Here is an 11,329-nt window from a genome sequence, read left to right as displayed (position 1 = left end):
CAGCGCTCCAGCAGACGAACACGAGATCGGGGTACGCGGACTCGAGTGCCTCGAGAACGTCGTCGTTCGACGGCGTCGCAGCGCCATCGTGGCGAATGCCGTGGATGACGGGGGTCGATTCCTGCCGGAGCGCATGCTCGGTCCGCCCGCCGAGGAGTTCCCGCCTGCGTCCCATCACATCAATTGGACGCACCAGCCTTGCGATCGGATCCCTACGAGACCAATTGAACGACGTTCTGGAGAGTCCGACCTGCGGTTTTACTCTCCAGAACGTCGTTCAATTGGGGAGGGGTGTCAGCCCTTGAGGACGCCGCCCTTGGTGAACTCCTGGGTGAGGACGCCGCCGGGGCCGGGCTTCGCGTCGCCCTTGGGGTAGCCCATGCCGAAGGCGCCGCCGCCCTTGACCCACTGGTCCTTGATCTTGCCGGAGACGACGTGCGCGCCGTTCTCGGGCGACCAGACGATCGAGCCGTTCTGGAAGTCGTTGTAGGCGCCCGCGACGGACCCCGCGGTGGGGCCGCCGACGGAGAGCTCGCTCATCAGCGGGAAGCCCAGCTTGCCGGTGGGGCCGCCCTGCTTCAGGTAGAAGTCGCGGATCGCGCCCGAGACGCCGGCCGCCTTGCCGCCGTTGACCTTCGGGTTCCAGTAGATGGTGCCGTTGGTGAACTCCTGCACCTTGGAGCCGCCTGCGACGTCCTTCTCGACGCCGAGGGGCTGGCCGTACTTCTTCTGGCCGCCGTCCTTGGTGAAGGTGTCGTTGATCGCTCCGGTGACCGCGAACTTCAGCGGCTCGTCGGGCTTGGTGTCGGCGGCGGGCGTGGTGGCCGCGGCCTGGCCGGCGAGCAGCTGGCCGAGGAGCTTCTGCGCGTTCGGGTCGCTGCCGAACATCTTCACCAGCGTCGCCACGTCGGTGGTGGGCAGCTGGCCGGTCGCGAGGATCTGCTGCACGCCGGGGATCTTCGCCAGCTCGGTCAGCGCGGGCTGCGCCGAGGCGGGCACCGCGTTCGCGGTGGAGACCAGCGGGGTGCCGGCTGCGGCGGGCGCGGCGGCCGGGGCCGCAGCGGCGGGAGCAGCCGCCGCCGGAGCGGCCGGGACTGCCGGTGCGGCCGCCGGCGCCGCCGCAGGGGCGACGGGGACCGCGGGCACGGCGGGTGCCGCGGGATCTGCCATCGCGGGCGCCGCGGCAACGAGTGCGGCCGCGGCGACCGCCACGAACGTGGTCAAGGTGGTGCGTGCGATCCGCATGACGACCTCTCAACAATCGACGACACGAGAGTTACCCGTGTGATTAGTGGTGCTGATGTTACTAGAGTGACAAATGAAACACAACGACGTCGCGGTCCGCGCGCGTGAATCCGCGGCCGAACCGCCTCGCGACGCCGAATCCGGCCTCGTGTGCGCGCGGAGCCGCGGATCCGCAGACGTAGAATCCGACGCATGTCTTCGCCGATGATCGCGCCGTCCATCCTCTCCGCCGACTTCGCCCGACTCGGGGCGGAAGTGGAGGCCGTGGGCGGACCGGAGGGCGCCGACTGGGTGCACGTCGACGTCATGGACAACCACTTCGTGCCGAACCTCACCCTCGGGCTGCCCGTGGTCGAGAGCCTGCTCAAGGCGACGACGATCCCGCTCGACTGCCACCTGATGATCGACGACCCGGGCCGCTGGGCGCCGCCGTACGCCGAGGCCGGCGCGTACAACGTCACCTTCCACGCCGAGGCCACCGACGATCCGGTCGCCGTCGCCAAGGACATCCGCGCCGCGGGCGGCAAGGCGGGGCTTGCGATCAAGCCCGGCACCGCCTTCGAGCCCTACATCGAGATCCTCAAGAGCTTCGACACGCTGCTGGTCATGAGCGTCGAGCCCGGCTTCGGCGGGCAGTCCTTCATCGCCGACGTGCTGGAGAAGGCGCGCGCCGCCCGCCGCCTCGTCGACTCGGGCGAGCTGCGCCTGCTCGTGGAGATCGACGGCGGCATCAACGCCGACACCATCGAGCAGGCCGCCGCCGCGGGCGTCGACTGCTTCGTGGCGGGCTCCGCCGTCTATAACGCCGCGGACCCCGCCGAGGCGCTGCGCAAGCTCCGCGCCCAGGCCGCCGCCGTCCCGCGCCCCTGACGGTGGACCTGCAGGCCGCGCTCGCGCTGGCCGTCGAGGAATCGGCGGCCGCCCGCGGGATCAGCACCCCCAACCCGCCCGTCGGCGCGGTCATCCTCGCGGCCGACGGCACCGTCGCCGGACGGGGCCGCACCGCCCCCGCCGGCGGGCCGCACGCCGAGGTCGTGGCGCTCGCCGAGGCCGGGGACGCCGCGCGCGGCGGCACCGCCGTCGTGACCCTCGAGCCGTGCGACCACACCGGCCGCACCGGGCCCTGCACACAGGCCCTGATCGCCGCCGGGGTCGGGCGCGTCGCCTACGCAGCCGCCGACCCGAACCCGCTCGCCGCCGGGGGAGCCCACACCCTGCGCGCGGCCGGGGTGGAGGTGGAGCACCTCGCCGTCGAGCCGTGGCCGCTCACCGAGTGGCTGTTCCGGCAGCGGCACGGCCGCCCGATGGTCACCGTCAAGCTGGCGGCCACCGTCGACGGCCGGATCGCCGCTCCCGACGGCACCAGCCAGTGGATCACCGGCCCCGCCGCGCGACGGCGCGCGCACGCCGAACGGTCCCAGCTCGACGCGATCATCGTGGGCACCGGCACCGTCCTCGCCGACGACCCGGCGCTCACCGCCCGCGATGCCGACGGCGAGCCGCTGGCGCACCAGCCGACCCGGATCGTCCTGGGGGAGCGGGAGATCCCCGCCGGCGCGAAGGTGCTCACCGGTCCCGGGGAGGCGCGCGTCGTCCGCAGCCGCGACCCGCGCGCCGCGCTCGACGCCGCCGGCGACGCCGTGCACGTGCAGGTCGAGGGCGGCGCGACGGTGATCGGCGCCTTCGTCGCCGCCGGCCTCGTGGACCGCGTCCAGGCCTACATCGCCCCCGTGCTGCTCGGCGCCGGGCTGCCCGCCCTGACGGTGCCCGGCGTGGGCACCCTCACCGACGCGACGCGGCTGCGCCTGGACACCGTCGAGCGGCTCGGCGACGACCTGTTGGTCACCCTGTTGCGTTCTGCGTGAGCCCAACACTTGGGGCCGTGGCCGGTCAGTGCTACCTTCGGAAGCGGAAGTTCTCAGGGCGGGGTGCGATTCCCCACCGGCGGTGATGGACTCCGGGCGATCCCGGTGTTCGAGCCCGCGAGCGCCCCACCGCGAGGTGGGGGTCAGCAGATTCCGGTGCGATTCCGGAGCCGACGGTCATAGTCCGGATGAAAGAGAACTACGCGGGTGTACCCCGCGTCGTCGTGCCGCCCTGAGGCCGAAGTGGCAGGAGCGGCGGATGTTCACCGGCATCGTCGAAGAGTTGGGCGTGATCACCGCCCGCGAGGACCTCCCGGATGCGGCCCGTTTCACGGTCCAGGGCGATCTCGTCACCTCCGATGCGAAACACGGCGATTCGATCGCGGTCAACGGCGTCTGCCTCACGGTCGTCACCGTCGAGGGCGGCGCCTTCACCGCCGACGTCATGGAGGAGTCCCTCCGTCGCAGCTCGCTGAGCAAGCTCGGCCCGGGCGACCGCGTCAACCTCGAGCGCGCCGCCGCCATCAACTCCCGGCTCGGCGGCCACATCGTGCAGGGCCACGTCGACGGCACCGGACACGTCCTGAGCCTGAGCCCGTCCGAGCACTGGACCGTCGTGCGGCTCGCCCTCCCGGAGCAGCTGGCCCGCTACGTCGTCGAGAAGGGCTCCATCACCATCGACGGGGTCTCGCTCACCGTCTCCGCCCTCGGGCAGGGGGTGACCGGCGACGACGCGCAGCACTGGTTCGAGGTCTCGCTCATCCCCACCACCCTCGAGCTCACCAACCTCGGCGGGGCCGAGCCCGGCACCGTCGTCAACCTCGAAGTGGACATCGTCGCGAAGTACGTCGAGCGCCTGACCGGATTCGCCGGGCGCGAGGAGGAGAAGTAGCCATGACGAGAATGGATTCGATCGAGCGCGCCATCGCGGACATCGCCGCAGGCAAGGCCGTCGTCGTGGTCGACGACGAGGACCGGGAGAACGAGGGCGACCTCATCTTCGCCGCCGAGAAGGCGACGCCCGAGTTGGTGGCCTTCATGGTCCGCTACACCTCCGGCTACCTGTGCGTGCCGCTCGACGGCGCCACCTGCGACAAGCTGGGTCTCCCGCCCATGTACTCGACCAACCAGGACAAGCACGGCACCGCCTACACGGTCACCGTCGACGCCAAGGAGGGCGTGGGCACCGGCATCTCCGCCGCCGACCGCGCCACCACCATGCTGAAGCTGGCCGACCCGAGCTCGACGGTCGACGACTTCACCCGGCCCGGGCACGTCGTGCCGCTGCGCGCCAAGGACGGCGGCGTGCTGCGCCGCCCCGGCCACACCGAGGCCGCCGTCGACCTCGCCACCCTGGCCGGGCTCGCCCCCGCCGGCGTGATCTGCGAGATCGTCTCGGAGAAGGACCCGGGCGGCATGGCCAAGTCCGACGAGCTGCGGGTCTTCGCCGACGACCACGGCCTCGCCATGATCTCCATCGCCGACATGATCGCCTGGCGCCGCAAGAACGAGAAGCACGTCGTGCAGGTCGCCTCCGCGCGCATCCCCACCCGCTACGGCGACTTCCAGGCCGTCGGCTACACCTCGATCCACGACGACGTCGAGCACGTCGCGCTGGTCAAGGGCGACATCACCGCGGACGACGGTGCCGACGTGCTCGTTCGCGTGCACAGCGAGTGCCTCACCGGCGACGTCTTCGGCTCGCTGCGCTGCGACTGCGGCCCCCAGCTGGACGCCGCCATGGAGATGGTGGCGCAGGAGGGCCGCGGCGTGGTGCTCTACATGCGCGGGCACGAGGGCCGAGGGATCGGCCTCATGCACAAGCTGCAGGCGTACCAGCTGCAGGACGGCGGCGCCGACACCGTCGACGCGAACCTCCAGCTCGGCCTGCCCGCCGACGCCCGCGACTACGGCCTCGGAGCCCAGATCCTGGTGGACCTCGGCATCACGTCGATGCGCCTGCTCACCAACAACCCGGCCAAGCGCGTCGGCCTCGACGGCTACGGACTGCAGATCACCGAGCGGGTCGCCATGCCGCTGCGCGCCAACGCCGAGAACATCCACTACCTGCGCACCAAGCGCGACCGGATGGGGCACGACCTGCGCGACCTCGACCACTTCGACCAGGGAGGTACCGCGTGAGCGGCGCTGGAATCCCCGACATCGCTCTCGACGGTGCGGCCGACCTGCGGCTCGCGATCGTCGCGTCCCGCTGGCACGACACCGTCTGCGAGGCGCTCCTCGCGGGCGCCGTGCGGACCGCGGAGGCCGCGGGCGTACGGCACGTCACCGTCGAGCGGGTGGCGGGCGCCGTCGAGCTGCCGGTCGTCGCGCAGGAACTGACGAAGAACCACGACGCGGTCGTGGCGCTCGGCGTCGTGATCCGCGGCGGCACCCCCCACTTCGAGTACGTCTGCGATGCGCTCACCGCGGGCCTGCTGCGCGTCTCGCTCGACGCCGGCGTCCCCGTCGGGAACGGCGTGCTCACCACGAACACCGAGGCCGAGGCCCTCGACCGCGCGGGCCTGCCCGGCTCGGCCGAGGACAAGGGCGAGCAGGCCGCGTCGGCCGCGCTCGACACCGCGCTCACGTTGCGCAGGCTGCGGGCGGCCCGATGAGCCGCATCGCCCTGGTCCAGGCCACCTGGCACCGCAACATCGTCGACCGGGCCCGCGACGGCTTCGTCGAGGAGTGGCAGCGCCTCGGCCACGACGGTGCCGAGGTCGACGTCTTCGAGGTGCCCGGCGCCTACGAGATCCCGCTCACCGCGAAGCGGCTCGCCACCACCGGGCGCTACGCGGCCGTCGTGGCCGCCGGCCTCGTCGTGGACGGCGGCATCTACCGGCACGACTTCGTCGCGACCGCCGTCATCGACGGCCTGATGCGCGTGCAGCTCGACACCGACGTGCCCGTGTTCTCGGTGGTGCTCACCCCGCACCACTTCCACGAGCACGACGAGCACACGGCCTACTTCGAGCGGCACTTCGTGGGCAAGGGGGCCGAGGCCGCCCGCGCCGTGGACACCACCCTGACGGTGCACGCCGCCCTGCCGACCGCGTAGCCGCGGCCGCGGGCGACGGCCCGCTGTCCGCTTTCCGTAGAATGGCGCCCGTGATGACCGACGCGACCACGCAGCCCGTGCTCGAAGTGACCCCGCGCAAGATCAAGATCTACGCCTGGTCGTTCGCCGTGGTGCTGGTCCTGGGCCACGCCTTCGTCGCCTGGCTGCTCAAGGCCGGCGGCGACTCGGGGATCGCCTTCAAGACCGGCGATCAGGCGGGCATGGTGGGCATCGGGATCATCCTGGCCTGCGGCGCGCTGCTCTTCGCCCGCCCCCGGCTGCGTCTCGGCCCCGACGGGGTGACGGTGCGGAACCTGCTCAACGAGAACACGTACCCGTGGGACGTCGTCGAGGGCTTCTCGTTCCCCGAGGGCGCGCAGTTCGCGCACCTCGAACTGCCGCGCGACGAGTTCGTCGCGGTCTGGGCCATCCAGGCCCGCGACGGCGAGCTCGCGGTGCAGTCCTTGGATCGCGCCCGCGAGGTCGCCGCCGTCTACCAGCGCTGAACCGCTACTTGATCGTGCCTCCGCGCCCGTGCAGGATCGTCATCAGCTGCGTGAGCTGACCCTCCTGCGCCGCGGTGCGCGCGAAGCTCGTCAGGTTGAGCAGCGGGTTGAAGCGCTTGCGGGCGATGCCCTTGGCGTAAGTGAACTCGCGCAGGCCGTCGGGGCCGTGGATGCGGCCGAAGCCCGACTCGCCGACGCCGCCGAAGGGCAGGTTCGGCACGCCGGCGAACGTGATGATGCCGTTCACCGCCGCCATGCCGGAGCGGATCCGGTCCGCAAGCTCCATGCCGCGGGCCTTGGAGAAGACCGTCGCCGCGAGGCCGTACTTCGTGGCGTTGGCGAGCTCCACCGCCTCGTCCATGGTGTCGACCTTGGCGACGGTCACCGTCGGGCCGAAGGTCTCCTGGGTGACCGCGATCGAGTCCTCGGGGACGTCGACGAGCACCGTCGGCTGGACGAACCGTTCGCCGACCGCGTCGACGCCGCCGACGAGGGCGCGGCCGCCGCGGGCGAGGGCGTCCTCGATGTGCGACTTGATGATCGCCAGCTGGCTCGGCATGGTGATCGGGCCGATCTTGGAGTCCTCCGAGTCGTTCGCCGTGACCTCGCGGGCCTTGGCGACCAGCTTCTCCAGGAACGGGTCGTAGACGTCCTTGTGCACGTAGACGCGCTCCACGCCGACGCAGGTCTGGCCGGCGTTGGCGAAGGCACCCCAGGCCGCGGCGTCGGCGGCGGCGTCGAGGTCGGCGTCGCGGTCCACGAGGAAGGCGTCCTTGCCGCCGGCCTCGATCACCACCGGCGTCAGTGTCTCCGCGCACGCGGCCATGACCTTCTTGCCGGTGTTGGTGGAGCCGGTGAAGGCCACCTTGTTCACGCCCGAGGTGCACAGCGCGTTGCCGGTCTCGCCGAGGCCCGTGACGGCCTGCAGTACGGGGCGGCCGACGGCCTCCTCGAACGTGCGGGCCAGCCACACGCCGACGCCGGGCGTGTACTCCGAGGGCTTGAAGACGACGGCGTTGCCGGCGGCGAGGGCGTAGGCGATCGATCCCATCGGGGTGAAGACGGGGTAGTTCCACGGGCCGATGACGCCGACGACGCCGAGCGGGTGGTAGCGCACCGTCGCCGACTGGTTCGCCATGACCAGGCCCGAGCCGACGCGCCGCGGCCCGAGGACCTTCTTCGCGTGGTTGGCGGCGTAGGCGAGGTGGTCGATGCCGAGGGCGGCCTCGAGCAGGGCGTCGCCGTGCGGCTTGCCCGTCTCGTCGTGCACGATCTGCGCCAGCTGGTTGATCCGCCGGGTGATCACGCCCTTCCACGTGTTGAGGGCCTGCTTGCGGCCGTCGAAGCCGATCTCCTGCCACCAGTCGGCCTGCTCGCGGGCCCGCGCCACGACGGCGTGCACGTGGTCGGCGGAGTGGATCGGGTACGTCTCGACCACGTCGCCCGTGCGGGGGTTGAGGGAGTCGAAGGTCTTCGTGTTCGCTGCGGTCATGCTGACTTCCTGATCTCGTCGGCCGCCTTCTCGGCGATCATGATGGTGGGGGCGTTCGTGTTGCCGCGCGTGATCATCGGCATCACCGAGGCGTCGACCACGCGCAGTCCCTCGGTGCCGCGGACGCGCAGCTGCGGGTCCACCACGGAGTCCTCGCCGGACCCCATCGCGCAGGTGCCCACCGGATGGAACAGGGTCTGGGCGTAGGTCCGGATCAGGGCGAGGAAGTCGTCGTCCGACGGATCCTCGGGCACGTGCCAGGGCTTGCCCAGGTTGCGCGCGAGCGGCCCCTGGCGGCACAGCTCGAAGCCGGCCCGCGTGCCCGCGAGGAGCGCCTCGAGGTCGGCCTGCTGATCGAAGTAGTTCGGCTCCAGCGACGGGTGCCAGTCGGGGTTCGCCGAGCGCAGCCGCACCTGGCCGCGGCTGGCGACGTTGACCAGCGTGGGGCCGCAGATGAATCCGCGCTTCGTCGGCTCGTGCAGCATGTTGTCGTAGAAGCCCGATCCCATGACGTGGTACTGCAGGTCCGGGTGCTCGAGATCGTCGCGGGAGCGGAAGAAGCCGCCCGCCTCACCGCCGTTGGACGCCAGCGGGCCGTTGCCGAGCAGCTTCCAGCGCAGGAGGTTCTGCAGGTTCTGCGCCTCCATGAGGTCGCTCGCGCCGTGGGTGTCGAAGATGATCGGCACGATCGGATGATCGTGCAGGTTGGCGCCGACCCCGGCGAGGGCGACCCGGGTGTCGATACCGAACTCGGCCAGGTGCTCGGCCGGGCCGATCCCCGAGAGCATCAGCAGCTGCGGCGAGTTGATCGCGCCCCCGGACAAAATCACCTCGCGGCGGGCCTTCGCGGTGTGCTCCGCGGCCTGCTGCTTGAAGGTCACGCCCGTGGCGCGGTCACCGTCGAACTCGATCCTCCGGGCGGTGGCGCCCAGTGCGACCGTGAGGTTCGGCCGCGAGCGCGCCGGTTCGATGTAGGCCTTGTCGGTCGACCAGCGCCGACCTCCCTTGCAGGTGACCTGGTACAGGCCGGCGCCGTCCTGGGTGGCGCCGTTGAAGTCGTTGTTCCGTTTCAGTCCGGAGCTGACGGCGCTGTCCACCCACGCGTTGACGAGCGGGTGCGTGTACACCCGGTCCTCGACATTGAGGGGGCCGTGGGTGCCGTGGAACTCGTCGCGGCGGGCGGCGTTGCCCTCGGCCTTCTTGAAGTAGGGCAGCACGTCGTCGTGCGACCAGCCGGTGGCGCCGTACTCCGATTCCCAGGCGTCGAAGTCCGCACGGTTGCCGCGGATGTAGATCATCGCGTTCATCGACGAGCAGCCGCCGAGCGCCTTCATCCGCGGCCAGTACGTCGGCCGGTCGTCGAGGTGCTTCTGCGGGGTGGTGGTGTAGTTCCAGTCCCACTTCGTCTTGAACAGCGCCGAGAAGGCGAGCGGGATGTGGATCTCGTCCGCATCCGCCTCGCCACCCGCCTCGAGGAGCAGGACGGAGACGCCCGGATCCTCCGACAGGCGCGCCGCCATGACGGCGCCCGCGCTGCCGGCCCCCACCACGATGTAGTCGTACTCGTCCGCCGGCAAACCCGCTCCTCGCGTCGTTCCAGTGCTTGGTGACGAAGTTACTCGGAAGTCTCGTGGGCGTGAAGGGATTGGACAGGTTCGACGGTGCCCTCAGGTCACCCTCAGGCGACGGCGGGGGCGAGGCGCTTGATCATCGGGGTCAGGGCCACGACGACCAGGCCGATGGCGATGGCGGTGCCGCCCAGGATCAGGAAGTAGGGCGCTTCGTCGTCCTGGTCGTAGAACGTCGCGAGGCGGCCGGCCAGGGCGGTGCCGAGGCTGATGGACAGGAAGTTCAGGGCCACCATCTGCGTCGCGAAGGCGCGCGGCGCGAGCTTGGTGGAGACGCTGAGGCCGACGGGGGAGATGCACAGCTCGGCGAGCGCGAAGATCAGCATGATCCCGAGCAGGCCGATCAGCGGCGCCGTGTTCACGCCCGCGGGCATGAGCAGGAAGGCGAGGAAGGCGACGCCGATGCCCATGGTGCCGATGGCGAACTTGATCGGCGTGCTGGGCTGGCGCGGGCCGAGCTTCGTCCACAGCGCCGCGAAGGCGGGCGCGAAGATCAGGATGTAGACCGGATCGACGGACTGGATCCAGGAGGCGGGGAACTCCCAGCCGCCGAGGGTGCGGTCGAGGCGCTCGTCGGCGTAGACCGCGACGAACGTGAACATCTGCTGGAACAGTGCCCAGAAGGCGACCTGGGAGAGGAAGAGGGGGATGAAGGCCTTGATGCCGTTGCGTTCGGCATCGTCGACCCGGTTGCTGCGGAGGAGGAAGACGAAGTAGGCGAGGGAGATCGCGGCGACGGTGATGATCACAGCGTCCACCAGGTTCTTCGCGGTGATCACGCCGGTCAGGATGAGGCCCGCGACGATCGCGATCGCGACCACGGCGCCTGTGGCGACGCGCTGGATGTCGGTGCGCGAGGCGGGGTTCGGCACTTCCTGGCTGATCCGGGGGAGCATCTTGCGGGTGAGCCCGTACTGGAGGAGGCCGAGCGCCATGCCGACCGCGGCCAGGCCGAAGCCCCAGTGGAAGCCGACGTTGTCCTGCAGGTACCCGGTGAGCAGGGGGCCGATGAAGGCGCCCAGGTTGACGCCCATGTAGAAGAGTGAGAAGCCCGCGTCGCGGCGGGTGTCGCCCGCCGGGTAGAGGTCGCCGACCACCTTGGTGGCGTTGCCCTTCACGCCGCCCGAGCCGACGGCGACGAGCACCAGGCCGATCGCGACGCCGGTCGCGCCGGGGATGGCCGCGAGGGCGATGTGCCCGGCCATCACGAGGCACGCGGAGTAGAAGAGGGTGCGCTCGGCGCCGAGCAGGCGGTCGGAGACCCAGGCGCCCGCGATGGTCGAGAGGTAGACGAATCCGCCGTAGGCGCCGACGATTCCGAGCGAGGTGGTCTTGTCGAAGCCGAGGCCGCCCTCGGACGCCGAATAGTACAGGTAGTACGCGAGGATCGCCTGCATCCCGTAGAACGAGAAGCGCTCCCACATCTCGACGCCGAACAGGTTCACCAGCGGCCAGGGATGTCCGAAGAAGCGGGTGTCGGGTTTGTAACCGGGGGTGGTGGTCATTTGTCGATGTAACCATGCCCGGGGCGC

The 11,329-nt window shown here is 70.9% G+C and carries 11 protein-coding genes and 1 riboswitch; of the genes, 7 read left to right on the top strand and 4 right to left on the bottom strand.

What is annotated here, in order from left to right; translation table 11 throughout:
• Window positions 1-294: 294 nt before the first annotated feature.
• Window positions 295-1,245, bottom strand: a complete 951-nt coding sequence (locus tag WFK95_RS16975; RefSeq protein ID WP_224646711.1) for an LGFP repeat-containing protein — start codon at window positions 1,243-1,245, stop codon at window positions 295-297.
• A gap of 192 nt (window positions 1,246-1,437) precedes the next feature.
• On the opposite strand from WFK95_RS16975, the gene rpe reads away from it, so the two are divergent.
• The 7 genes from rpe (at window position 1,438) to WFK95_RS16940 (ending at window position 6,677) form a co-directional block, all read left to right on the top strand.
• A complete protein-coding gene (gene rpe / locus WFK95_RS16970; RefSeq protein ID WP_224646709.1) occupies window positions 1,438-2,115 on the top strand; it encodes a ribulose-phosphate 3-epimerase in 678 nt (225 codons plus the stop codon).
• A gap of 2 nt (window positions 2,116-2,117) precedes the next feature.
• Window positions 2,118-3,110, top strand: a complete 993-nt coding sequence (gene ribD / locus WFK95_RS16965) for a bifunctional diaminohydroxyphosphoribosylaminopyrimidine deaminase/5-amino-6-(5-phosphoribosylamino)uracil reductase RibD (RefSeq protein ID WP_224646707.1) — start codon at window positions 2,118-2,120, stop codon at window positions 3,108-3,110.
• A 45-nt stretch (window positions 3,111-3,155) separates the two neighbouring features.
• A riboswitch (FMN riboswitch) is annotated at window positions 3,156-3,314 on the top strand.
• Between the two features lie 55 nt (window positions 3,315-3,369).
• Window positions 3,370-4,002: a riboflavin synthase gene (locus tag WFK95_RS16960; protein WP_224646705.1), complete on the top strand. Its 633-nt coding sequence runs from the start codon at window positions 3,370-3,372 to the stop codon at window positions 4,000-4,002.
• A 2-nt stretch (window positions 4,003-4,004) separates the two neighbouring features.
• Window positions 4,005-5,252 (top strand): bifunctional 3,4-dihydroxy-2-butanone-4-phosphate synthase/GTP cyclohydrolase II, encoded by a 1,248-nt coding sequence (locus WFK95_RS16955; protein ID WP_068520822.1) that lies wholly within the window; start codon window positions 4,005-4,007, stop codon window positions 5,250-5,252.
• Window positions 5,249-5,728: a 6,7-dimethyl-8-ribityllumazine synthase gene (gene ribH / locus WFK95_RS16950; RefSeq protein WP_336671328.1), complete on the top strand. Its 480-nt coding sequence runs from the start codon at window positions 5,249-5,251 to the stop codon at window positions 5,726-5,728. The genes WFK95_RS16955 and ribH overlap by 4 nt, the downstream gene beginning before the upstream one ends.
• Window positions 5,725-6,171 carry a 6,7-dimethyl-8-ribityllumazine synthase gene (locus WFK95_RS16945; protein WP_336671327.1) on the top strand — a complete coding sequence of 149 codons (447 nt, stop codon included), beginning with the start codon at window positions 5,725-5,727 and terminating at the stop codon, window positions 6,169-6,171. The genes ribH and WFK95_RS16945 overlap by 4 nt, the downstream gene beginning before the upstream one ends.
• 53 nt (window positions 6,172-6,224) lie before the next feature.
• Window positions 6,225-6,677 (top strand): PH domain-containing protein, encoded by a 453-nt coding sequence (locus WFK95_RS16940; RefSeq protein ID WP_224646727.1) that lies wholly within the window; start codon window positions 6,225-6,227, stop codon window positions 6,675-6,677.
• Between the two features lie 4 nt (window positions 6,678-6,681).
• On the opposite strand, the gene WFK95_RS16935 is transcribed toward WFK95_RS16940, so the two are convergent.
• The 3 genes from WFK95_RS16935 to WFK95_RS16925 all read right to left on the bottom strand — a co-directional run bounded on the left by WFK95_RS16935 (window position 6,682) and on the right by WFK95_RS16925 (window position 11,302).
• Window positions 6,682-8,169 (bottom strand): aldehyde dehydrogenase family protein, encoded by a 1,488-nt coding sequence (locus WFK95_RS16935; protein WP_336671326.1) that lies wholly within the window; start codon window positions 8,167-8,169, stop codon window positions 6,682-6,684.
• Window positions 8,166-9,746, bottom strand: coding sequence for a GMC family oxidoreductase (locus tag WFK95_RS16930; protein ID WP_336671325.1), 1,581 nt, complete (start codon window positions 9,744-9,746; stop codon window positions 8,166-8,168). Before WFK95_RS16930 ends, WFK95_RS16935 begins: the two co-directional genes overlap by 4 nt.
• Window positions 9,747-9,847: 101 nt before the next feature.
• Window positions 9,848-11,302 carry a peptide MFS transporter gene (locus tag WFK95_RS16925; protein ID WP_336671324.1) on the bottom strand — a complete coding sequence of 485 codons (1,455 nt, stop codon included), beginning with the start codon at window positions 11,300-11,302 and terminating at the stop codon, window positions 9,848-9,850.
• Window positions 11,303-11,329 lie beyond the last annotated feature (27 nt).

It is taken from the genome of Tsukamurella sp. USMM236 (genome assembly GCF_037148755.1).
GTDB lineage: Bacteria > Actinomycetota > Actinomycetes > Mycobacteriales > Mycobacteriaceae > Tsukamurella.
The sequence above is the reverse complement of the archived record's forward strand: the minus strand, read 5'-3'. Positions and strand labels throughout refer to the sequence as shown.